This window comes from Nocardia sp. NPDC059691 (assembly GCF_042733915.1).
Classification (GTDB): domain Bacteria; phylum Actinomycetota; class Actinomycetes; order Mycobacteriales; family Mycobacteriaceae; genus Nocardia; species Nocardia sichangensis.
Window position 1 is genome coordinate 196,350 of the sequence record NZ_JBHWFB010000009.1, and the last position, 23,027, is coordinate 219,376.

22 protein-coding genes are annotated in these 23,027 nt (G+C 68.4%); 14 read left to right on the forward strand and 8 right to left on the reverse strand.

Annotation, left to right across the window (positions count from 1 at the left end; all coding sequences use genetic code 11):
* Positions 1–103 precede the first annotated feature (103 nt).
* Positions 104–763 carry a MerR family transcriptional regulator gene (locus tag ACFV2O_RS21245; RefSeq protein ID WP_379253274.1) on the forward strand — a complete coding sequence of 220 codons (660 nt, stop codon included), beginning with the start codon at positions 104–106 and terminating at the stop codon, positions 761–763.
* A gap of 60 nt (positions 764–823) precedes the next feature.
* A complete protein-coding gene (locus ACFV2O_RS21250; protein ID WP_379253275.1) occupies positions 824–1,390 on the forward strand; it encodes a type 1 glutamine amidotransferase domain-containing protein in 567 nt (188 codons plus the stop codon).
* Positions 1,391–1,407: 17 nt separating this feature from the next.
* Here ACFV2O_RS21250 and ACFV2O_RS21255 read toward each other — a convergent pair whose 3' ends face one another.
* Positions 1,408–2,079 carry a TetR/AcrR family transcriptional regulator gene (locus ACFV2O_RS21255; RefSeq protein ID WP_379253276.1) on the reverse strand — a complete coding sequence of 224 codons (672 nt, stop codon included), beginning with the start codon at positions 2,077–2,079 and terminating at the stop codon, positions 1,408–1,410.
* 110 nt (positions 2,080–2,189) lie between these two features.
* On the opposite strand from ACFV2O_RS21255, the gene ACFV2O_RS21260 reads away from it, so the two are divergent.
* From ACFV2O_RS21260 to ACFV2O_RS21270, 3 genes are all read left to right on the forward strand, one after another.
* On the forward strand, positions 2,190–3,335 hold the full coding sequence (locus tag ACFV2O_RS21260) for an acyl-CoA dehydrogenase family protein (RefSeq protein WP_379253277.1): 1,146 nt from the start codon (positions 2,190–2,192) through the stop codon (positions 3,333–3,335).
* 144 nt (positions 3,336–3,479) lie between these two features.
* Positions 3,480–3,944 carry a PaaI family thioesterase gene (locus ACFV2O_RS21265; RefSeq protein WP_379253278.1) on the forward strand — a complete coding sequence of 155 codons (465 nt, stop codon included), beginning with the start codon at positions 3,480–3,482 and terminating at the stop codon, positions 3,942–3,944.
* A gap of 596 nt (positions 3,945–4,540) precedes the next feature.
* Positions 4,541–4,870, forward strand: coding sequence for a transglycosylase family protein (locus tag ACFV2O_RS21270; protein ID WP_355077766.1), 330 nt, complete (start codon positions 4,541–4,543; stop codon positions 4,868–4,870).
* Between the two features lie 207 nt (positions 4,871–5,077).
* Here the strand turns inward: ACFV2O_RS21270 and ACFV2O_RS21275 are convergent, their stop codons facing one another.
* The 3 genes from ACFV2O_RS21275 to ACFV2O_RS21285 all read right to left on the reverse strand — a co-directional run bounded on the left by ACFV2O_RS21275 (position 5,078) and on the right by ACFV2O_RS21285 (position 8,352).
* Complete coding sequence (locus tag ACFV2O_RS21275) at positions 5,078–5,818, reverse strand: SDR family oxidoreductase (RefSeq protein ID WP_355077765.1); 741 nt, start codon at positions 5,816–5,818, stop codon at positions 5,078–5,080.
* A complete protein-coding gene (locus tag ACFV2O_RS21280) occupies positions 5,815–6,984 on the reverse strand; it encodes a thiolase family protein (protein WP_379253279.1) in 1,170 nt (389 codons plus the stop codon). Before ACFV2O_RS21280 ends, ACFV2O_RS21275 begins: the two co-directional genes overlap by 4 nt.
* Before the next feature lie 120 nt (positions 6,985–7,104).
* Positions 7,105–8,352: a PucR family transcriptional regulator gene (locus tag ACFV2O_RS21285; protein WP_379253280.1), complete on the reverse strand. Its 1,248-nt coding sequence runs from the start codon at positions 8,350–8,352 to the stop codon at positions 7,105–7,107.
* A 275-nt stretch (positions 8,353–8,627) separates the two neighbouring features.
* Between ACFV2O_RS21285 and ACFV2O_RS21290 the strand changes: the two genes are divergently transcribed.
* From ACFV2O_RS21290 to ACFV2O_RS21315, 6 genes are all read left to right on the forward strand, one after another.
* Entirely contained in the window at positions 8,628–9,767 is a 1,140-nt protein-coding gene (locus ACFV2O_RS21290) for an esterase/lipase family protein (RefSeq protein ID WP_379253384.1), read from the forward strand.
* 152 nt (positions 9,768–9,919) lie between these two features.
* On the forward strand, positions 9,920–11,308 hold the full coding sequence (locus tag ACFV2O_RS21295) for a lipase family protein (protein WP_379253281.1): 1,389 nt from the start codon (positions 9,920–9,922) through the stop codon (positions 11,306–11,308).
* Between the two features lie 142 nt (positions 11,309–11,450).
* On the forward strand, positions 11,451–12,815 hold the full coding sequence (locus tag ACFV2O_RS21300; RefSeq protein ID WP_379253282.1) for a glutamine synthetase family protein: 1,365 nt from the start codon (positions 11,451–11,453) through the stop codon (positions 12,813–12,815).
* On the forward strand, positions 12,796–13,542 hold the full coding sequence (locus ACFV2O_RS21305; RefSeq protein WP_379253283.1) for a gamma-glutamyl-gamma-aminobutyrate hydrolase family protein: 747 nt from the start codon (positions 12,796–12,798) through the stop codon (positions 13,540–13,542). Before ACFV2O_RS21300 ends, ACFV2O_RS21305 begins: the two co-directional genes overlap by 20 nt.
* A complete protein-coding gene (locus ACFV2O_RS21310; RefSeq protein ID WP_379253284.1) occupies positions 13,539–14,897 on the forward strand; it encodes an aldehyde dehydrogenase family protein in 1,359 nt (452 codons plus the stop codon). Before ACFV2O_RS21305 ends, ACFV2O_RS21310 begins: the two co-directional genes overlap by 4 nt.
* 2 nt (positions 14,898–14,899) lie before the next feature.
* Positions 14,900–15,691, forward strand: a complete 792-nt coding sequence (locus ACFV2O_RS21315; protein WP_379253385.1) for a 3-oxoacyl-ACP reductase — start codon at positions 14,900–14,902, stop codon at positions 15,689–15,691.
* Between the two features lie 3 nt (positions 15,692–15,694).
* On the opposite strand, the gene ACFV2O_RS21320 is transcribed toward ACFV2O_RS21315, so the two are convergent.
* Positions 15,695–16,414, reverse strand: a complete 720-nt coding sequence (locus ACFV2O_RS21320; RefSeq protein ID WP_379253285.1) for an SDR family oxidoreductase — start codon at positions 16,412–16,414, stop codon at positions 15,695–15,697.
* Between the two features lie 72 nt (positions 16,415–16,486).
* Between ACFV2O_RS21320 and ACFV2O_RS21325 the strand changes: the two genes are divergently transcribed.
* Complete coding sequence (locus tag ACFV2O_RS21325; protein WP_379253286.1) at positions 16,487–17,074, forward strand: TetR/AcrR family transcriptional regulator; 588 nt, start codon at positions 16,487–16,489, stop codon at positions 17,072–17,074.
* Between the two features lie 305 nt (positions 17,075–17,379).
* The gene (locus ACFV2O_RS21330) at positions 17,380–18,663 is read left to right on the forward strand and encodes an MFS transporter (RefSeq protein ID WP_379253386.1); all 1,284 of its coding nucleotides are present in this window, start codon (positions 17,380–17,382) and stop codon (positions 18,661–18,663) included.
* Positions 18,664–18,770: 107 nt separating this feature from the next.
* On the opposite strand, the gene ACFV2O_RS21335 is transcribed toward ACFV2O_RS21330, so the two are convergent.
* From ACFV2O_RS21335 to ACFV2O_RS21345, 3 genes are all read right to left on the reverse strand, one after another.
* Entirely contained in the window at positions 18,771–21,302 is a 2,532-nt protein-coding gene (locus ACFV2O_RS21335) for a tetratricopeptide repeat protein (protein ID WP_379253287.1), read from the reverse strand.
* A 134-nt stretch (positions 21,303–21,436) separates the two neighbouring features.
* Positions 21,437–21,808, reverse strand: a complete 372-nt coding sequence (locus ACFV2O_RS21340) for a hypothetical protein (protein ID WP_379253288.1) — start codon at positions 21,806–21,808, stop codon at positions 21,437–21,439.
* An 86-nt stretch (positions 21,809–21,894) separates the two neighbouring features.
* Positions 21,895–22,464, reverse strand: a complete 570-nt coding sequence (locus ACFV2O_RS21345; RefSeq protein WP_379253289.1) for a TetR/AcrR family transcriptional regulator — start codon at positions 22,462–22,464, stop codon at positions 21,895–21,897.
* Between the two features lie 99 nt (positions 22,465–22,563).
* Between ACFV2O_RS21345 and ACFV2O_RS21350 the strand changes: the two genes are divergently transcribed.
* Positions 22,564–23,001 carry a hypothetical protein gene (locus ACFV2O_RS21350; RefSeq protein WP_356961055.1) on the forward strand — a complete coding sequence of 146 codons (438 nt, stop codon included), beginning with the start codon at positions 22,564–22,566 and terminating at the stop codon, positions 22,999–23,001.
* The last annotated feature ends 26 nt before the right edge of the window (positions 23,002–23,027 follow it).

Below are 23,027 nucleotides of genomic sequence, written 5' to 3' on the forward strand. Positions count from 1 at the left end.
GAGACCTTTCGGGAACTCGAAGTATCGATAGTTGTACTATCAGCAAATATTATGGATAGCTGTACTATCGACTGTCAATACGTCGACCGAGCCGAGGAGTCCGATGCGGATCGCCGAACTCAGCCGCGCCAGCGGCGTTCCTCCCGCGACGATCAAGTACTACGTGCGCGAGGGGCTTCTGCCCTCCGGCGTGCGGACCCATCGCAATCAGGCCGAATACAGCGATGCCCACGTCAGCAGACTGCGGCTGATCCGGGCGCTGGTGGATATCGGCGGCGTGTCCATCGAAGCGGCGAAGGAACTGCTCGCGGCGCTCGACAGCGGCAGCCTGTCCGCGCGGGACGCGCTGGGCCACGTCCAGTACGCGCTGGGCGGCCGGAGGTCGCAGGTCGGTGACGAGCAGCGGGAAGCCGCCGCCGAGGATGTCGCGGCACTGCTGGGCCGGCGCGGCTGGCGGATCGATGACGACAGCCCGGCCCGCGACACCCTCATCGATGTCTGCGCCGCGCTGCGTCTGCTCGGCCATGGCGACGTGGTCGCCGCGATGGACGACTACGCGGGCGCCAGCGAGGCCATCGCCGCCACCGACATCGCCCTGGTCCGCAACGAACCGGTCCTCGAGCGGATGACCGAAACCGCCATTGTCGGAACGATTCTGGGCGACACGCTGCTCGCCGCGCTGCGCAGGCTGGCGCAGGAGCATCTGTCCAGCACGCTGCTGTCGCCGGACGGCGCCGCGGATCGCGCCTCCGGCGAGGTTTAGGCCGCCCCTGGCGCGGCATGCCGGAAACAGGACCATCCCGAGGCGAAAGGAGAGCGGCTCATGACCGATCAACTGGATGGGACGCGCGTGCTGATCATCACCTCGAATACGGGAGTGGAGCGGGACGAACTGCTGGTGCCGCGCGACGAACTCCGCAAGCGCGGGGCGCGCGTCACCCATGCCGCACCGAAGCGCGAGGAGGTGCAAACCTACCTGCACGACACGGAGAAAGACACCGTCGTGCAACCGGATGCGTCGGTGCACGAGGTCTCCGTCGACGATTTCGACGTGCTGGTCGTCCCCGGCGGCACGGTGAACGCGGACAAGCTGCGGGTCACCGACCGGGCGATCGAACTGGCCAAGGAGTTCGCAGGCGCGGGCAAGCCGATCGCCGCGATCTGCCATGGCCCTTGGCTGCTCGTGAACGCCGAACTGGTCCGCGGCAAGACGCTGACCTCCTACTTCTCGCTGCGGACCGACATCGTCAACGCGGGCGGCGAGTGGGTCGACGAAGCGGCGGTCCGCTCCGTCGAGGGCGGGTGGACCTTGCTCACTTCGCGCAACCCGGGTGACCTGTCCGATTTCGTGCACGCGATCACGCGCGAAGTGGTCCCTGCCTCGCGCTGACCACTGTGGGGCTCGATTCAGTTGCCAGGCAGTGATTTTCGCGGATCGAGCGTAATGCCCAGATCGCGCAGCCGGTTGTCGATGAGCAGCCAGCACTCGGTGGTCAGGCGGTCCACCAGGGCGGCCTCGGTGGTGTCGTGGTGTTCCAGCCACCACCGCACCGAGGCATCCACCAAGCCGAGCAGGGCGACCACCACCCGGTCCGCGGCCAGCGGGTCGGCCCCGAATTCCGGCAGGTAGCGGGTCGCGGCGGCGGAGATCTCGGCGGCGAACGCACTGCCGCCGACGCGCGGTTCGTTGCGGCCGCGCCGGTAGTCGCGTCCGACCAGGAAGCGATAGAGATTGGGATGCTCGGCGGCCCATCGCACGTGCTGGGTCAAGGGTGCGCGGATGATGTCCAGCGGCGTGCCGTCCACCGCCAGGCGCGCGCGAATCCGTTCGGTCAGATCGTGGTGCGCGTGCCGGGCGACCGCGAGGTCAAGCTCCTCTTTGCTGGCGAAATGCCGGTAGACGTGCGTGCGGGCCAGTCCGGCGCGGTCGGCGATCCGGCCGGTCAACGCGTGCGGGCCGTCTTCCTCGATCGCCGCGATCGCGGCTGTCACGAGGGCCCGGCGGCGTTCGTCGCGGCCGGGCCGATCACTGGTGGAACGCCGCGCGTCGGCGGTGTCCACCCAAGGTCGTCGTGCCACGCGGCTCAGCGTATCGGCAGGCGAATCGGGTGGTACACCTTGTACCCGGCAGGTCCGTGGTACACACTGTACCCGTAACTGTCGGTATCAGACTTTCGCAAGGACACCCGATGACGACCTACCGGTCCGCCTGGCTCGACGACGACCTGGACGCCCTGCGCGAGCTCGCCCGCTCGTTCTTCGCGAAGGAGTTGACGCCGAACATCGACAAGTTCATCGAGCAGCACCACGTCGACCGCGACTTCTGGAACAAGGCGGGCGCGCTCGGCCTGCTGTGCGCATCGATCCCGGAGGAGTACGGCGGTGGCGGCGGCACCTTCGCGCACGAGGCCGTGCTGATCGAGGAGCAGGCCAAGGCGTTCGACACCTCTTGGGGCGCCACCCTGCACAGCGGCATCGTCGCGCATTACCTGCTGCACTACGGCACCGAAGAACAGAAGCGGAAGTGGCTGCCCGAGATGGCCACCGGCGAGGTCGTCGGCGCGATCGCCATGACCGAGCCCGGCACGGGATCGGACCTGCAGAGCGTCAAGACCAAGGCGATCCGCGAGGGCGACGAGTACGTGGTGAACGGCTCCAAGACCTTCATCACCAACGGCAGCCAGGCCGATCTCATCATCGTGGTCGCCAAGACCGACACCAGCGAGGGCGCCAGTGGCATCTCGCTGATCCTGGTCGAGGCCGACCGGCCGGGCTTCCGCCGTGGTCGAGTGCTGGACAAGGTAGGGCAGAAGGGGCAGGACACCTCCGAGCTGTTCTTCGAGGACGTCCGGGTCCCGGTGTCGAACCTGCTGGGCACGCAGGAAGGGCAGGGCTTCATCCAGTTGATGCAGCAGCTTCCGCAGGAGCGGCTGATCATCGCCGTCGGATCGGTGGCAGGGATGGAGGCCGCGCTCGAGGTCACGCTGCGCTATACCAAGGAGCGGCACGCCTTCGGCAAGCCGCTGTTCGCCTTCCAGAACACCAAGTTCACCCTCGCGGAGGCGGCCACCGAGACCCGGGTGGCCCGGGTGTTCCTGGACGACTGCATCGTGCGGCATCTGCGTGGGGAATTGGACATCCCGACCGTCGCCATGGCCAAGTGGTGGACCACCGATCGCGCGATGTCGGTGGCCGACGAGTGCCTCCAACTGCACGGCGGCTACGGCTATATGAGCGAATACCCGATCTCGCGGATGTGGACCGACAGCCGTGTCCAGAAGATCTACGGCGGCACCAACGAGATCATGAAAGAGATCATCGCCCGCAGTCTGTGAGCCGAGCGGCCGACTGTGTTGGCAAACTGCCAACACCCTGTCGGGCCGCGCCGGTCAGCGCCTACGCTTCGGTGACGTCCACCGAGGTGGCCGTGGCAGAGACAACGAGGTGCCGGCCACCTCCAGCGTGAAGGGACGGTTGCGATGAGCGACGTCGAGACTCCTCCGTTCAAGGACATCGTCAACGGGGCACTGGAATTCACCATCCCGATCGCGCACAAAATGGGTGTGCAGGCGGTGGAGGTGCGGCGCGGTTTCGCGGCGACCTCGGTGCCCGTCGAGGGCAACGGCAACCACTTCGGCGTGATGTACGCCGGAGTGCTGTTCACCGTGGCCGAGATCCTCGGCGGCGCGATCGCGGTCGCCACGTTCGACAACTCGGCGTTCTATCCGCTGGTGAAGGATCTGCACGTCTTCTTCCGCAAGCCGGCCAAGACGGATGTGCGCGCGGAGGCGACGTTGTCGGAGGAGGAGATCACGCGCGTCGGCGCGGAGGCGGCGGCGAACGGCAAATCCGACTTCACGCTGCGAGCCGTGGTCACCGACGCCGACGGCGTTGTGGTGGCGGAGACCGAAGGCCTCTACCAATTGCGGGCGCACGGCAAGTAGCCTGCCTCGGCGCCGGAGCGGGGCGTTCGGCACGCATCCGGCGCCGGTCGGCCGCGCGCTGTGGCGAGCCGGCGTGGGGGCCGACGACGGTGTCCGGCGAGGTCGCCGTGCCCGCGCCGAGATCACGGACCGGTCGCGGGGCGCCGGTTCGGCCGCGGCGTCACGCGGATATCTCCGGTTCTTCGATTTGGTAACGACTCGGTAGCTGATGCCCTGAGTGGCGGCGCACGAGGGCGCGGTATGCCTACTACCGCAAGTCGTGGACCTGCGAAAATGCGATCCGCTTCACCATATCGCAGTGATCTCGGCCACATAACGAAGCCATAACAGCGGATCTATATCGGTCGATTTTTCGCGATCGACCTGGGTGAACGGGGCGAAGTCTCGACCAAGGGTCAAACCTATGCCGACGTTATTCGAGCGTGATCTGTCGCGACATCTCCGCTAACGTCGGTCACGGCTCGGGGCAACACCGAGATCGAGCTCGAATCGCAGAACGCCGGAAACCCTGTCCCGCGATTCGAGTGTCCACGAACTTCCCTGGGGACAGGGGCGCGGCGAATTCGCCGAGCCGGTGGGCGCAGGCGGGAAATCTCATGTCGCAAAACCGTAAATTCACCACTCGTGTTCTCGGCTTCACCGCGGCTGTCGGCGCCTTCGTCGCCGTGCCGTTCGGCCTGTCCACCGCGACCGCTTCGGCCCACAACTGGGACGCCGTCGCGCAGTGCGAGAGCAGTGGCAACTGGTCCACCAACACCGGTAACGGCTTCTCGGGCGGCCTGCAGTTCACCCAGAGCACCTGGGAGGCCAACGGCGGCAGCGGCAGCCCGTCCAACGCCAGCCGTGACGAGCAGATCCGCGTCGCGGAGAACGTCCTCGCGACCCAGGGGCCGGGCGCCTGGCCCGTGTGCGGCTCTTACCTCTGATGCGTCGCCGGCGCCTACCGCGAATTCGCGGTAGGCGCCGAGCTATTTACCGGCAGTAATAAATTTCGCGAAATGTCGGTTTATTCGGACAATCGCATCGGTAATTCGATATCCGATCATCCGGTCCGAATCAGGATTCACCGAACGCCGATTCGCCCGCTCTCCAGGGGTCGGATCCACGCGCCAGTCGCTGTCAGGTAACGGTGCTCAGGCCCGCCACAGTTGATCACCGGCGCGCGACAGGACGATGTTCGGCACCACCGCGTTACGCGACAGCCGCGTGACCGCCAGGACCATCTCGGCGATGTCACCGGTGGTGAGCATGGCCGATCGGTCCAGGACAGCACGCTTCCACGCGGTCATGTCGGTGTCGACATAGCCAGGGGACACCGCCGTCGCACTGACGCCGTTCGCGGATTCCTCCAGCGACACCGTCTCGCACAGCGAGATGAGCGCCGCTTTGGTGGCCCCGTAGGCGGCGAGACCCGCTTCCCCGGCGACGCCGGTGATCGAAGCCAGCGCGACGATCTTCGCGCCGCGCTCCCGATCGTCGGCCGCGCTCTTGCGCAGCAGCGGCAACGCGGCCTGGACGAGCGTCAGCGGCGCGCGGAAATTCACGTCCAGCATGCGTTCGTACGCCTTCGCGGGCAGGTCCGCCACGGCGCCCGCCGTGCCGGTGCCCGCGCTCAGCACCAGCGCGTTCATGCCGCCGAACCGTTCCTCATGCGCCTTGACCAGGGCGCGCACCTGGTCGAGGTCGTTCATCTGCGTGACCACCGGCTGCACCTCGGCTCCCGTTTCCGCGCGCACGCGGGCCGCGGTCTGCTCGAGCGTGTCGAGCGTGCGCGCGGCGAGGGTCAGGTGATAACCCTCGCCCGCCAGGCGGCGCGCCACCTCGGCGCCGATGCCGCGTGACCCTCCGGTGATCAGTGCGGTGCGGACGCTCATCCGAGGCGTTCGATGATCGTCGCGTTGGCCAGGCCGCCCGCCTCGCACATCGTCTGCAGGCCGTAGCGGCCGCCGGTTTGCTCCAGGTGGTTGACCAGCGTCGCCAGGATGCGGGTGCCGGAGGCGCCCAGTGGGTGGCCGAGGGCGATCGCGCCGCCGCGGGGGTTCAGCTTGGCCGGATCGGCGTTCAACTCGTGCTGCCAGACCAGGGGCACGGGTGCGAACGCCTCGTTCACCTCGTAGGCGTCGATGTCATCGATGCTCAGCCCGGCGCGATCCAGCACCTTGCGGGTGGCCGGGATCACGGCCGTGAGCATGAGCAGGGGGTCGTCGCCCACCACGGCGAACGAGTGGAACCGGGCGCGCGGACGAAGGCCCAGTTTCGTGGCGGCCTCCTCGCTCATGATCAGTGCGGCGGAGGCGCCGTCGGTCAGCGGTGAGGAGTTGCCCGGCGTGATCGACCACTCGATCTCGGGGAAGCGCGCGGTGTACTGGTCGTCGACGAAGGCGGGCCGCAACTTCGCCAGACTCTCGCCGGTGGTGGCGGGCCGGATCGTCTCGTCGGCCGTCAGGGCGCCCGCCGCGACCAGTTCGTTGTCGAAGCCGCCCCGCGCCGCGGTGTCGGCGGCGAGCCGATGCGAACGAGCCGCGAACTCGTCGAGCGCGGCGCGGTCGAACTTCCACCGGGCGGCGATCACCTCGGCCGCGATGCCCTGCTGGATGAGGCCGTCCGGGTAGCGGTGGGCGAGCGGACCGCGGTTGGCGTCCTTGCCCTGGCCGTTGGAGAACATCGGCGCCCGGCTCATGGATTCGACACCGCACGCGATCGCGACGTCGTAGGCGCCCGCGATGACACCCTGCGCCGCGAAGTGCGCGGCCTGCTGGCTGGACCCGCACTGCCGGTCCACCGTGGTAGCGGGCACCGAGTCCGGGAATCCGGCGGCCAGCGCGGCGGTCCTGCTGATGTTGAACGCCTGCTCCCCGCTCTGCGTGACGCATCCGCCGACCACGTCGTCCACCACGGCGGGATCGAGGTCGTTGCGGGCGACGAGTTCGGCGAGCACACCCGCGAGCAGGGTGGCCGGATGTACGTCCGACAGGCCGCCGCCTGCTTTGCCCTTACCGGACGGTGTACGGACGACATCGACGACGACGGCGGACCTCATGGCCATCTCCGATCAGTTAAGTTAACTGGCATTCGCAGTTAAGTTAACACAGATTCACCGTTGTGGGCCATGGCGTGCCCAACGGTCGGGCCGCGATCGACCGCAGGGAGTTCCCCGTGCCTAGGCCTTGGCCTCACCAGGCGGCCTGCGCGGATATAGGCGCTGAATCGTCAGCGCGGCCGCCAGCAGCCGGGAGTCGTGCGGGTCGGTGGGATCGACGCCCGTGAGTTCGGCGATGCGGCGCAGGCGATAGCTGAACGTGTTGGGATGCACGTGGATCTCGGCGGCCGCGGCCTTGCGGTCCGAGCCGTGGCGCAGGTGCGCGTCGAGGGCTTCCATCAGGTGCGGGCTGTCCAGGATCGGGGCGATCCGCTCGGCCAGCCGGGTGCGGGCGGTGCCCGGCCTGGTGAGCTGGTACTCCAACAGCAGATCGTCGAGTTGGTAGACGCCCGCCGGGCGGCCGAGCAGGCGCGCGAGTTCGGCGAGGTCGGTGGCTTCCTTCGCGGTGTGCGGAATGGCGTCCTTCGGCACGGACGGATACTCGGCCAGGAATACCGGAACCCCGAAGTTCTCGGCCAGCTCGGTGGCGAGCCCGGTGTGGCGCGCGTCGTCGAGTTCGGCGTCGGAACCGCTGGGCAGCAACGCGATTCCGCTCCAGCCGTCGAAAGTGGCCAGCGCCGTGGTGCCCGCGAGGGCGTCCAGAGTGCGGTGCAGCAGGCGGATGCGGCGGCGTCCGACGAGTGTGGCGACCTTGCTCGGCTGATCGTCCGGCCGGATGTGGATGGCGAGCACGGTGTAGTGCTCCGCGAGGGCGGTGTCGGCCCGCGCCGCCAGCTCCGCCGCGGGGAACCCGTTCAGCAGCGCCGAGCACAGCGCCCGGCGCGCCTCCCGTTCGGCGTTGTAGATGGACTGCTCGACCTCGGTGTAGGTCTCCACGACCGTGATGTTGATCTGCATGAGCAGGTCGAGCAGTCGGCTGCCGACCAGGACGAGGTCGTCGAGCTCCTCGCGGGAGGCCAGCGCGGCCGCCTCGTGGAGCACCGACTGCGCGGAACCGTGAATGGCCTCGATCAGCACGGGCAGGGGGAACCGGTCCTCGGCGTGCCGCTCGGCCACCGGGGCGACGAACGTCGCGACTTCGGCCTTGGTGAAGCTGCGCTGTTCACCGATCGCCTGGAGCACGGCGCGGCCGCACGCGTAGATCGCCGGAAGCACCTCGGCGGTGAAATGCCCCTCGGGCAGATCGGCGGCGGGCGAGGTGGTGCCGAGGCCTGCGGCGAGCATGCGCTCGGCGATCTGCGGCCAGCGGGTGAGCAACCGGGCGACGAGCGGAGCGTCTCCGGCCACCGGGGACAACGCGACGGACATGGGCCGATTGTTTCCGACCACAGGAAACCGCGGCAAGGTCGCGGGCCCAGTCGCGCGAATTTTGGCTTCGGGGCCAACATTCCGGACGGAATCTTCTCCTCGGCGTGCAGTGACACCGCTCCGGCGCGAGTCATACATTCGGAAAGCGGCTCGCATCTATGTCCCCGATCACATTCGAATACGAATGTGGCGTAGGAAACATTCTGTAGCGGTGTTCGATTCACCGCCGGGCCGCCTGTGGTTCGGCGTGAATGGAAGTGAACTCGATGTTGGCAATGATGCACAACGCTCGACGGGCGATTCTCGGGGCCGCGGTGATCGCGGGCGTGACGATGGCCACGGCACTCGGCAACGGACCGGCGCACGCGCGGGAGGAGATCGAACCGACCCAGCAGGCCCTGGCCGATTACATCAGCGCGGGCCTGGCGCCCGCCCCGGACGGCAGGCAACCGCGCGCGATCGTGGACAGCGGCAGCTCGTCGGGATGGCCGACCAGCGTCGCTTCCGACGCGTTCGGTGAAGGCCCGGAGATGTCGGCGTATCTGGCGGCCTTCGCCTACGGCCTGACCCACCCGGACGCCGCCCCGCCCGGCGGCAACCGCTGGAACTGCACCCCCACCGCCGAACATCCGCGACCGGTGGTGCTGCTGCACGGCACCTGGCTCAACGCCTACGACACCTTCTCCTACTTGTCCCCGCGCCTGGCCCGCGCCGGTTTCTGCGTGTTCGCCTTCAATTTCGGGCGTTCCGGCATCCTGGAGGGCGGCGGTCTCGGCCCGATCCTGCCGGGGCGCTTCGGCGTGGGCCGGATGGAGGATTCGGCCGTGCAGTTGCGCGATTTCGTCGACCGGGTCCTGGCCGCGACCGGTGCGCAGGCCGTCGACATCGTCGGTCACTCGCAAGGCGGGACGGTCGCCGACCATTATCTGAAGTTCGAGGGCGGCCAGGGCAAAGTGGGCAAATTGGTGAGCCTGGGAGCGACACACCACGGCACGTCGCTGATGGGTATCGCCACGCTGGGCCGGATCATCAACAATCTGGGCGTCGACATTCTCGGGTTCTACGAGCCGCTGGTCGGACTCGCGAATATCCAGCAAGCGGTGGGCTCGCCGTTCTACGCCAGTCTGAACGCCCAGGGCGACACGGTGCCCGGAGTCGCCTACACGGCGGTCGGCTCGCGGCACGACGAGGTGACCAACCCTTATCAATGGACGTTCCTGCAAGCGGGACCGGACGCGACGGTGGACAACGTCACGCTGCAAGACGGGTGCGAGCAAGACATGTCCGACCACCTGACGATGATGTATTCGCCGCGGGCGGCGTCGATCGTCCTGCACGCGCTCGACCCGGTCGCCCAGCCGTCGCTGGAATGCACTTTCAATCCGTGGATGGTCGGCGGCAACGGCAGCTGGTGAGCCGCTGTCACTGCATGGGCGCGAGAATCCGCGCGCGTCTAATTGGTACCCGGGACAATTCTTTTCCGGGCGCGACCTTGGTTGGGTGAATACGGGCGATCCGGCGCGGGATGCCCGCGATCACGGCCGTGCCGTCGGAAAGGAAGAACCGGATGAGTGTGCAACTCGAATGGGATGGCGGTACAGTGCCGCCCGATCCGGCCCCGTTCGCACAGCGGCCGATACTGCCCGAAGACGATCCGTTCTACGTCCCACCGCCCGCGGTGGGGCGGTTGCGTCCCGGCGCGATCGTTCGTGCGCGGGCGGTGCGGATCGGCTTCTTCGGTCTTGTGTCCCAGCGCATCTCGGCCTGGCAACTGCTCTATCGGACGTGTGACTTGAACGGGGTGCCCGAGGTCGCGGTGACCACCGTGCTGTTGCCGTGGGGCGCGGATCCGGCCGAGCCGCGCCCGCTGGTGTCGTTCCAGTGCGCGATCGACGCGGTGGCCTCGAAATGTCTTCCGTCCTATTCGCTCCGGCGCGGCGCACGGGCGGCGGGGTCGATTCCCCAGCTCGAGCTGCCGCTGATCGCCAGCGCCCTGGCGCGGGGCTGGGCGGTGTCGGTGCCGGATCACGGTGGAACCGCGGGCCGGTTCGGCGTGGCCAGGGAGCCGGGATATCGCGCGCTGGACGCGGTGCGCGCCGCGCACGCATTCGTTCCGCTGGGACTGGACCCGACCACACCCGTGGCGCTGTGGGGTTATTCGGGCGGGGGATTGGCCACGGCCTGGGCCGCGGAAATGGCCGCCGAATACGCGCCCGAGCTGAATATCGTCGGCGCGGTCGCCGGGTCGCCGGTGGGGGATCCGGCCGCCGCGTTCGTCCGGCTCAACGGCACCCTCTTCGCGGGATTCGCGGCCGTCTTCACCGCCGGGCTGCGCCGCGGCTACCCGGATCTGGACCGCATGCTGCGCGCGCATCTGGACGCGCGATATCTCGGCTGGCTGGCCGAGACCGAGACCACCGCGACGTTCCCGCTGCTGTATCGCTTCGCCCGGCGCGACATCGACAAACACAGTGACGCGGGACTGGCCGCCATGCTCGAGCAGGACGGGCTGCGGCGGATCCTCGACGACATCCACCCCGGCGGCCGAGCGCCCGCGATGCCCATGCTCGTGCTGCAGGGCGTGCACGACGAGGTGATCGCGACCGCCGACGTGGACGGCCACGTCGCGCGCTACGTCGCGGCGGGCGTCCACGTGCGCTACTTGCGCGATCGGCTCAGCACCCATCTGCTGTTGCAATTCCTGGCGCTGCCGGTCATGGTCGACTGGCTCGCCGGTCGCTTCGCCGGTCGTGAGCTGCCCGCGGCCGGCACCCAGACGCGTTGGTCGCTCGCCTTCGCCGGTCCGGCGCTGCGCGGCCACTTGCGATTCGCGGCCTTGCTCGTGCGCATGTGGCTCGGACGGCCGATCCGCGCACCGCGCCCGCCCGCGCTGTCGCGTCCCCGCCCGCGCCGCCTGTCGGTCTTTTCCGCGGCGTTGCGCAATCCGTTGTCCTGATCTTGCTCGGCCACCACCGAGACGTTGCTGAGCTGGCCTGATCGCACACCGTTGCGCGCCGGGAACGAGATTCCGGTGTCACGTCACAAAGGTGTCCGTTTTGCTCTAGCGTGAGCACGGTTGGTGCCGAGAGGGGTCATGGATGCGTAGCGGGATGCTGAGTGTGGCGCAATTGCGGGACCAGGTCGATACGGGTGAGATCGACACTGTGCTGGTCGCCATGACCGACATGCAGGGGCGACTGCAAGGGAAGCGCTGCGCGGCACGCTATTTCCTGGACGAGGTGCTCGAGCACGCCACCGAGGCCTGCGGCTACCTGCTCGCGGTGGACGTGGACATGACGACCGTCGACGGATACGCCCTCTCGTCGTGGGAGACCGGGTACGGAGACGTCGTGCTACGGCCGGATCTGCGCACGCTGCGGACGGCCCCGTGGTGGCCGGGCACCGCGCTGGTGCTCTGCGACGTCGAGCACGTGGTGCCGGAAGGGCGGGCGGTCGCGGCTTCACCGCGCCAGGTGCTGCGCAAACAGTTGGACCGGTTGAGCGAGCGCGGCCTGCGCGCGTTCGTCGGGACCGAACTCGAGTTCCTGGTGTTCGACGACAGCTACGAGGCGGCCTGGAACGCGGGGTACCGCGGGCTGACGCCGGCCAATCAGTACAACGTCGACTACTCGATGCTCGGCACCGGGCGGATCGAGCCGTTGTTGCGCCGTATCCGCAAGGAGATGGACGGCGCGGGGATGTATGTCGAGTCGGCCAAAGGCGAGTGCAACCCCGGCCAGCACGAGATCGCGTTCCGGTACGACGAAGCTCTGGTCACCTGCGACAACCACAGTATCTACAAGACCGGTGCGAAGGAGATCGCGGCGCAGGAAGGGCGCAGCCTCACCTTCATGGCGAAATACAATGAGCGGGAAGGCAATTCCTGCCATATTCATTTGAGCCTGCGCGGCGAGGCCGGCGAGCCGGTCTTCGCGGGGGACGGCGCGGACGGCATGTCGCCGTTGATGCGGCACTTCATCGCGGGCCAGCTGGACTGCTTGCGCGAGTTCACCTACCTGCTCGCGCCGAACATCAACTCCTACAAGCGATTCGTCGCGGGCAGCTTCGCGCCGACCGCGATCGCGTGGGGCCGGGACAACCGGACCTGCGCCATCCGCGTGGTCGGCGAGGATCATGGGCTGCGCTTCGAGAACCGGGTGCCCGGCGGTGACGTGAACCCGTACCTGGCCGTGGCCGCGCTGATCGCGGCGGGACTGCACGGCATCGACCGCGGGCTGCCGCTCGAGCCGGAATTCCACGGCAACGCCTATCACTCCGAGCGCCCCCGTGTGCCGCGTACGCTGCGCGAAGCGGCCCAGCTGTTCGGGGACAGCGCGGTGGCCCGCGCGGCCTTCGGTGATGATGTAGTGGAGCACTATCGCAACGCGGCGCGGGTCGAACTGGACGCCTACGACGCCGCGGTCACCGACTGGGAGCGTATCCGTGGTTTCGAACGACTCTGAGGTCGCGGGAGCCCGTCCCGTGATCGGCCTGCCCACCTATGTGGAGCAGGCCCGCTTCAACGCGTGGGATCTGCCGTGCGCGGTGCTGCCGCACGCCTACGTCGAGATGGTGGCCGCCGCGGGCGGCATCCCGGTGCTGCTGCCGCCCGCCGGCGTCGCGCGTCCCGAGCTGGTGCGACGGCTCGACGGGTTGGTGCTGACCGGCGGCGCGGACGTCGATCCAGCGCGCTACGGCGGCCCTGCCGCCGGAATCCCCGGCTACACCAGGCCGGACCGGGACGAGTCGGAGTTCGGCCTGTTCGAGCTGGCCAGAGCCGCGGGCATGCCGATTCTCGCGGTGTGCCGCGGGCTACAGCTGGCGAACGTGGCGCTCGGCGGCACGCTGATCCCGCATCTGCCCGATGTGGTCGGGCACGAGGAACACTCCGGCGTCGAGGGCGGGTTCACCGCGACCCGGGTGCTGACCATCGCGGGCAGCCGGGTCGCGCGGCTGGCCGGTCCGGAGGTGAAGGTGAACTGCCACCATCACCAGGCCGTCGATCGGCTCGCCGAGGGCCTGACCGCCACCGCGTACGCCGCGGACGGCACGATCGAGGCCGTGGAGTCCACCGACGGGTCGTTCCTGGTCGGCGTGCAGTGGCATCCGGAGGCCGACGCCACCGATCGCAGGCTGGTGCGGGCGCTGGCCGAGGCGGCGGACACCTATCGAAGGGAGCGGGACTCGTGACGACAGCGCAGGTGCTCAACCCGGCGACCGAACAGGTGGTCACCACCGTCGAACTCGTCGGCGAAGCCGAGACCGATGCCGCCGTCGCCGCCGCGCAGCGCGCGTCGGCCGGGTGGCGCGAGGTGGCGCCCGGCGATCGGGCCAGATTGCTGCGCCGGTTCGCCGAGGCGGTCGACGCGGATGTGGAGCAGCTCGCCCGGCTCGAGGTCGCCAACGCGGGGCACACCATCGGCAACGCGCGTTGGGAGGCGGGCAACGTCCGCGACGTGCTGCACTACGCGGCCGGAATGCCGGAACGGTTGCTGGGCAGTCAGATTCCGGTCGCGGGTGGAGTCGACATCACCTTCCACGAACCGCTCGGCGTGGTCGGCGTGATCGTGCCGTGGAATTTCCCGATGCCGATCGCGGCCTGGGGTTTCGCGCCCGCGCTCGCCGCGGGCAACACCGTGGTGCTCAAACCCGCCGAGCTGACGCCGCTGACCGCGCTGCGACTCGGTGAACTGGCGCTCGAGGCGGGCCTGCCCGAGGGTGTGTTCCAGGTGCTGCCCGGCAAGGGGTCGGTGGTGGGAGAGCGCTTCGTCACCCACCCGGCCGTCCGCAAGGTGGTGTTCACCGGTTCCACGGAGGTGGGCACGCGGATCATGGCGGGCTGCGCTCGGCAGGTGAAGCGGGTGACGCTGGAACTCGGCGGCAAGAGCGCGAACGTCGTGTTCGCCGACGCCGACCTGGAACAGGCGGCGGCGACAGCGCCCTACGGCGTCTTCGACAACGCCGGGCAGGACTGCTGCGCCCGCTCCCGGATCCTTGTGCAGCGCAGTGTGTTCGACCGGTTCCTGGAGTTGCTGGAACCCGCCGTGCAGGGGGTGCGCGTCGGCGACCCGTCCGACGAATCCACCGAGATGGGCCCGCTGATCTCGGCCGCGCACCGGGAGCGAGTGGCCGAGTTCGTGCAGCCCTCGACCAAGGTCGCGTTCACCGGAAGCGCGCCCGACGGTCCCGGATTCTGGTATCCGCCGACCGTGGTGCTGCCCGGCGCGCCCACCGACCGGGTGCTCACCGACGAGGTGTTCGGGCCGGTGGTCGCGGTGGTCCCGTTCGAGGACGAGGCCGACGCGCTGCGCATCGCCAACGACACGAATTACGGCCTCTCCGGCTCGATCTGGACCCGCGACGTCAGCCGCGCGCTGCGCGTGGCCCGCGGTGTGGAGGCGGGCAACCTGTCGGTGAACTCGCATTCGTCCGTGCGGTACTGGACGCCGTTCGGCGGCTTCAAGCAGTCCGGGCTCGGGCGCGAACTCGGCCCGGACGCCGCGCTCGCCTTCACCGAGACCAAGAACGTCTTCCTCGCCACGTAGTGATACCCGCACATCCGACAGGAGATACGTTGCAGCGCTTACAGGATCGAGTCGCCGTCGTCACCGGCGGCGGGAGCGGTATCGGTCTGGCCACGGTCCGTCGCTTCGCGGCGGAGGGGGCGAAGGTGGTGGTCGCGGACATCGACGCCGGGACCGGCGAGGCGGCCGCCAAGGAGGTCGGCGGCCGGTACGTGCACGTGGACGTCACCGACGAAGACCAGGTCAAGGCCCTGTTCCAGACCGCGGTCGACACCTACGGCGGGTTGGACATCGCGTTCAACAACGCGGGCATCTCCCCGCCGGAGGACGATTCGATCCTGACCACCGGCATCGACGCGTGGCGGCGGGTTCAGGAGGTCAACCTGACCTCCGTGTACCTGTGCAGCAAGTACGCCATCGAGCACATGCTCGAGCGCGGCAAAGGATCGGTGATCAACACCGCCTCGTTCGTCGCGGTCATGGGTGCGGCGACCTCGCAGATCTCCTACACCGCCTCCAAGGGCGGCGTACTGGCGATGAGCCGCGAACTCGGCGTGCAGTTCGCCCGCGACGGCATTCGGGTGAACGCCCTGTGCCCCGGGCCGGTGAACACCCCGCTACTCCAGGAACTGTTCGCCAAGGACCCGGAGCGCGCCGCCCGCCGCCTGGTGCACGTGCCGCTCGGCCGGTTCGCCGAACCGGAGGAGATCGCCGCTGCCGTGGCCTTCCTCGCCAGCGACGATTCCTCGTTCATCACCGCGTCCCAGTTCCTGGTGGACGGCGGCATCGCGGGGGCCTACGTGACGCCGCTGTAGGACCTACTTCGGCGCGCCCAATCGTGCGCCACCGTCGACGCGCACCACGATTCCGGTCGTGAACGCGTTGTCCACCAGGAATTCGATCGCGTGGGCCACGTCGTCGGCGGTGCCGACCCGCCCCACCGGCGTGGTCGCGGCGATCTGGTCGAAGACCTCGGTGCGCGCGCCGTCGGGCAGGAAGCTCCACCATTCGGTGTCGATCACGCCGGGGGACACCGCGTTCACGCGCAATGGCGCGAGCTCGACCGCCAGCACCGGAACCATCGCCTCCACACCGGCATTGACCGCCGCCAGCGCCGCGGTGGCGGGCATCGAGCCGCCCGCCGAGGCCGCCGACACCAGGGTGATCGAACCGCCCTCGTTCAGGTGCGGCAGCGCGGCTTGCATCGCGGCGGCGTGCGGGAGCAGTTTGCCCTCGACGTGGCGGCGCAGATGCTCGAGTTCGAGCTCGCGGAACGGCGTCGTGCCCGACGGTCCGGTCACGGTCACCACCACATGGTCGATCGGCCCGATCTCCGCGAAGAATCGGGTCAGTTCCGCCTCGTCACGCGCGTCCACGGTACGGCCGGTGACGTTCTCGCCGAGATCGGCCAATGCGGCCTCGAGCCTGCCCTTGTCGCGACCCGCGACGATCACCTCGTGCCCGTGGTCGGCGAGCCTGCGCGCCGCGGCCAGGCCGATGCCCGATGTACCGCCCACGATGACGACCCGGTTGCCCACAACATCCTCCTGATTTTCGAAGCTCTGTGTCTCGAAATATAAACGAGGCACGGTGTCTTGTAAAGTATCGGCATGACCGGAACCCGTGGCCGCCCGCGCAGCGAGGAAACCAGGCGCGCGATCCTGCGCGCCGCGCTGGAACTGTGTGAACGGGACGGCTACCAGGACCTGACCATCAAGGCCATCGCCGACGCCGCGGGCGCGGGCAGGCAGACGGTGTATCGCTGGTGGCCGGACAAGGCCGCGGTGCTCATGGAGGCGTTGGCCGGGCTCGTCGAGGAGAACCCGGCATTGCGTGTGCGCGCCGAGTCCGCCGACGTGCTCGCCGAGGTCGAAGGCTTGCTCACCGCGACCTACGAACTCACGCGCGAGCTGACGGGTCAGGCTCTGGTCGGACTGATGGCCGACGCGCAGCGCGATCCGGCGCTGTCGCAGCTGTTGCAGGACGCCGTGATCGGCCCGCGTCGTGAGGTGTTGCGCACGCTGCTGCGGCGAGGTGTGGACAGTGGTCGGTTCACCGGGGCGGTGTCGTTGGACCTCGTGGTCGATTTCGCTTTCGGAGTGATGTGGTACCGCCTGCTCGGGCGGCACGCTCCGGTCGACGGGGCGTTGGCGAAGGAAGTCGCCGCGGGTATCGCCGCCATGCTCGGGCCGAAGTGAGCGCGAGCGCCGTCGTATCGCGACCGTCGTGGAGGCGGCGACCGGTGCGGCCTGAGCGCATATGTGACCGGCATCACAATTGTCAGTGGAGTCGCAGGTCAGCGCAGATGTGTTCGCCCTCTTCCTGTTACGTGACTGTTTGCCCGGGGCGAATCCTGGGTATCGGTCTGTTTCGTGCCACACCTTCGGTTCTCGCGGCCGGAGGTGGAACGAACCGAGGTCCGTGACGGACTGGAGAGGACGTGCACGTGACCGATCGAACTTCCGAGAGTTTCCCGCTGCGACGTTCCGTCGCGGCCTCCGCCATGGGCAACGCGACCGAATGGTTCGACTACGGCGTCTACGCGGCCACCGCGACGTATCTGACCGATGCCTTCTTCCCCGGGGAACTGGGCACGCTCGGCACCATGCTCGGCTTCGCCATCTCGTTCGTGCTCCGGCCGCTCGGCGGCATGGTGTGGGGCCCGCTCGGTGACCGCATCGGCCGTAAAGCCGTGCTGGCCACCACGATCCTGCTCATGGCCGCCGCCACCGGCGCCATCGGCGTGTTGCCCACCCACGCGTCCGTCGGCGTGCTGGCGCCCATCCTGCTGATCCTGCTCCGCGTGGTGCAGGGCTTCTCGACCGGCGGCGAATACGGCGGCGCGGCAACGTATCTCGCCGAGTGCGCGTCCGACCGCAAACGCGGATTCCTCGGCAGTTTCCTCGAGTTCGGCACGCTCGCGGGCTTCGTCGGCGGCTCCGCGACGGTGCTGGCCTGCCAGCTCGCGCTCGGTTCGGACACCTTGCACGACTGGGGCTGGCGCATCCCGTTCCTGATCGCCATCCCGCTCGGCCTGACCGGCTGGTACCTGCGGGCCAGGCTCGACGAGAGTCCGGTGTTCACCGAGGTCGCCGAGCACAAGCGCCCGCCAGGCGGTCTGCGTGAGGTGGTGACCACCTACCGGCGCGAGACGCTGACGCTGGCCGGACTGGTGGTCGCGCTCAACGTGGTCAATTACACGCTGCTGACCTATCAGCCCACCTATCTGCAGAAAACGATCGGCTTGGGCGAATCGGCCACCACCGCGATGATGCTGCTCGGTCAGTTGGTGATGATGCTGGTGCTGCCGTTCTTCGGCCGGCTGTCCGACAACGTCGGCCGCCGCCCGATGTGGTTGTTCGCGCTGACCGGTCTCAGCGTGCTCGCGGTGCCGATGTACTGGCTGATGGGCCAGGGCACGGTATGGGCGATCTTCGGCTTCATCGTGCTCGGACTGTTGTACCTGCCGCAGTTGTCCACCATCAGCTCCACCTTCCCCGCGATCTTCCCCACCCATGTCCGGTACGCGGGCTTCGCGCTGGCCTACAACGTCTCCACCGCGATCTTCGGCGGCACCGCCCCGCTGATCAACGAGGCCGTCATCGAGGCAACCGGCTGGTCGCTGTTCCCCGCCGTCTACATGGTCGGCGCTTCCCTGATCGGCCTGGTCGCCTGGAACTACCTGCGCGAAACCGCCGGAACCTCGCTGCGCGGCACCGAAGTCCCCGACGCGGGTGAGTCGAGTCCGGACCCGAATCCTGACCTCCCCGCCCAGCCCGCGTTCTGAATCACGGCGTCGAAACATCCGGTGGGAGTGTGCGCGGTCGTATCGGCCACCTGAATGCCGAGCCGCCACGAGCCTGTGCGTCGATCGATGCCGGAACATCGTCGATCTCAGCGGACACCGCCCGCCAGGTCGGCGAGACGTTCGTACATCAGGGCCAGATCGCGCTGGTAGCCGAGATCGGATGGCGCCGAGCGCACCAGATGGTCGGCGACAGCGAGTCCGCGGCGGAAATGCTGGGCCGCGCCGGCGATATCGCCGGTGTCGCGAGCGAGGCTGCCCAGTTTGTCGCAGCAGGACAGCAGATCGCGGCGATAGCCGAGGTTGCCCGGGTCGGCCGCCGACAGTTCCTCGGCGATCTCGGCCGAGCGGTTGTACCAGTCTCGCGCGGCATGGTGGTCGCCGCTCGCTCGTGAGAGAGTGCCGAGGCGGTCGTAAGTGACCGATAGGTCGCGGCGGTAAGACGGGTTGGACGGCTGAGAGTCCACCAGAGCGAGATCGATGTTCATGGCGTTCCGGTATGCGCGATCGGCTACGGCGAGATCGTTCCGTGCACGGGCGTGGTCGCCGAACCGGTGGTAGCAGAACGAGAGATCTCTGCGGTAGGTGCTGTTTTCCGGCGCGGATTCGACCAGGCTCGCGGCGACCGCGATGGCGTGCTCGTACAGTCGCGTCGCCTCCCCGTGATCTCCCTGGGCGGCTACGACTCTGCCGAGCGCGTTGTAGGCCAGCAGCAGGTCACGCCGAGACCGAAGGTTCACCGGGTCGGCGGCCGACAGTTCCTCCGCATGAATCAGGGCAGGCCTGCAGTGGGTCGCCGCGCCGTCGTAGTCGCCCTGATCCATCGCCAACGAGCCCAGCGCATCGTGGACGACCAAGAGGTCGCGACGATATCGGAGATTGCCAGGTGCGCTCGCGGCCAGTTCCTCCGTGCCCTCCAGCGCACGTCGGTAGAACCGGGCGGCTTCGCCGAAGTCGCGCCATTCTCTGGCGATGTCGCCGAGCACATTGCACGTGACGACGAGGTCGCGGCGGTACTGCGGATTGGTGGGGTCGGCGGCGAGGAGTTCCTGTGTGAGAGCGAGGGCGCGATGGTAGTGCCGGATGGCCTCGTGCGGATCGCCGTTCGCGCGGATCGCCCCGCCGAGCCGGTCTGCGGTGATCGAGAGGTCGCGTCGGTATCCGAGGTTCGAGGGTTCGGCGGCGACGAGCGCTTCGGCGATCTCCATCGAGCGCCGGTACAGGCGGATCGCTTCGTCCAGATCTCCTCGAGTCCGGGCCATTTCGGCGAGCTTGTCGTAGCCGATCGAAAGATCCCGCTGGTACTGGAGGTTGTCCGGATCGGCATCGACCAGTTCTTGCGCCATGCTGATCGCGAGCTGGTAGCGCCGAGCGGCCTCATCGAGGTCGCCGGTGGCCGACGCCAGATCGCCCAGCTTGTTGTAGGACACCGAGAGATCGCGTCGGTAGAGCGTATTCTCCGGGTCGGCCGCGGCGAGTTCTTCGGTGAGGAGGAGCGTGATCCCGTAGTGGCGCGCGGCTTTGTCGGCATCGCCCGCGGCGTGAGCGATGTCGCCGATCTTCTCGTTGACGACAGCGAGATCGCGGCGATACACGCGGTTCGCGGGTTCGGCCTCCGCGAGTTCTTCGACGATGGCGAGCGCGCAGTAGTGCAGTCTGGTCGCCGCGTCGACCGCGCCCGCTTTCCGTTCCAGATCGGCCAGTTTGCCGTACGACACCGACAGATCGCGGCGGTAACCGGAGTCGGCCGGTTGCGCGGTGGCGACACGTTCCCCGATGGCGACGGAGCGTCGGTACAGGCGCCCGGCTTCGGCCGCCCCGCTCGCGAGCGGGGTGAGTTCACCGTCGGAATCGCGCTCCTCGGCGAGGGGGCCGTCGAGGTCGTCATCGAGACCGAGGAGGAACGCGCGGCGGTACAGTCGCCCGGCTGCCCGCGGGTCGCCTGCGGCGCGGAGGCGATCGCCGATCTCGATCAAGGACAGCGTCAACTGTCGTGTGCCCCCGGAGTTCGACCCGTCGGCCGGGCTATTCGGTATCGAGCTGAGGAGGAGATGGGTGATCGAGCCGGGAAGCCGGACTTCCGGGTCGCCCTCCGAGGAATCCGCGATGTATTCGGCCAACCGGCGATGATGAGCGGCGACATACTTCGCGCACGTGGAGGCGATGTATTCGTCTGTCGTGCGGAGCCGGGAGAGGATTTCGAAGCATCGCTCGCGCTGGCGGAGAGAAGCGCTGTGCACCCCGTCGGCCAGCAGCCGTACCCCGGCGTCTGTTTCCGCGCGCAGCGCCTGACCGACGAGCGCGTCGCCGAGCGGGCCGGGCGAGGGATCGAGATACCGCTCGCTCGGGAACTGGGACCGCAGCCACTGGACGACCGCCACCCGGTCGGCGGCGGTATCGAGTCCATTCCCGAAGATGACTGTCATCAGTTGTTCCGCCTCGGCGGAATCATCCGCGCCGAACAAGGTCGCCACTGCGACGGCACGGCGCAGGTCGGCTTCGGGAACTCCGTCCGGAGCGGTCTCCTGCCACTCGCGAAACGGATCGATCGCTTCCGCGGAGCTCTGCGGACGGGGCGTCGGAGCCGGTCCGGCGTCTTCGAGCGTTTGATCTTCGAACATGCGATCCCCCAATGGATTTCGTGAGCGAAAGAGCGCCGATCCTGGTGCTCAGGCTAACAGCGGGGTCCGACAGGTTCGGGCTCGTCGTTGTATGGGATCGCGTCGTGGTCGAGCGTCGTGGATGTGGGACTCGGTCACGCCGAGGAGGGTGCCTCGTCGTCCTCCGGCCAGTCGTCCTCGATGACGAGTGTCCCGTCGCGCAGCGCGGTCGCGTACTGGTCGGCGACCAGGTCGGCCGGGTAGGTCGGCCAATAGGAGACCGCGCCGGTGGGCTTGTCGATGACGCAGACGGAGCCGCCGACGATCACCGGCGGACTGTCCGGGTCGGCGTGCGGCGAGCGGGGGAAGGTGGCGACGGCGACGAAGCAGGTGTCGAACTCCGCTAGCTGATAGGTGATGCCGCGATCGGCGTAATCGCCGTTGGTGAGATGCCGCTCGGCGATCCGGTGTGCCTCGGTCGGGTCCACCGGTGTGGTCGCGTCGGTGGGGTAGGCGTGGATGTCCATGTGTCGATGGCAGCGGGGGTGTGGCCGCCTGCTCCTTCCGGGTCTCTGGATAGCACGATGGCGGCTCGGCGCAAGCCGGTTTGCGGTCAGTCGAAATGGATGGTGGACAGCATCTTGCGGGCCAGGATCTCCGGATCGGAGTCGGTGGCCAGTGCTGAATTATGCAGTGCGCCTTCGCGCCACAGCGAAGCGAAGCCGTGCACCAGCGACCACGCGGCGAGTCGGGTCGACAACTGACGGTCCTGACTGTGGCTCAGCTGGATGCTCGAAACGCCGGAGCGCAGCGCCGACCCGGATCGTTCTCGCGCGGCGCGCAGAGTCTCGTTCTCCGCGTGGAGAAGGCTGTGCCGGAACATCACGTCGAAGTGTCCCGGATGCTCGCGCGCGAAGCGAATGTAGGCCACCGCGACCTCACGAAAGTCCGAACCGGCCTGCGCGAGCTGTTCGGCCAGCAGTTCGAATCCCTCGGTGGCCAACGCGGTGAGCAGTCCTGCTCGATCACCGAAGTGGTGGGCGGGCGCGGCGTGCGAGACGCCCGCGTGCCGGGCCAGGTTGCGCAGGGAGAGCGCGTCGACGCCGTCGGCGGCGATCCGCTCGGCGGCGGCGGTGAGCAGTGCCGCGCGGAGATCTCCGTGGTGATAACCGTCCTTCGCCATACCTCGATGGTGACCCATCATCTAGACATTGACAAGTTCATGACCGCGGCCGTATCTTTCCACTGTCAAGATTTGCTCTTCGATCCACAGGAGATCCCGATGGCACCGCTGGTCGTCCTCGTCGCCGTCACCGCACTCGCCCGGCTCATCGGCTGGCTCACCGGCAACGGCTGGCTCGATTCGTGGGCGCACGCGACCGCGCTCGGGCTGGCCGCGATGCTCGCGCTCACGTCGAGCGCGCACTTCCTCCAGCCGCGCCGCGACGCTCTGGTCGCCATGGTTCCGCCCCGGCTGCCGAACGCCCCGGCGCTGGTGACGTTGACCGGCGTGCTGGAACTGGCCGGTGCGGTCGGCGTCCTCATTCCCGCGACCGCCGACCTGGCCGCGGCCTGTCTGATCGCGCTGCTGGTGGCGCTGTTCCCAGCGAACGTCCGCGCCGCCCGCGCCGAACTGGGCATCAAGACCATGCCGCTGCCGCTGCGGGCGCTGGTTCAGGTCCTGTTCATCGCGGCCTGCGTGGTCATAATCATCGGCTGAGAACGGCGAAAGGCCCGCTCACGCAT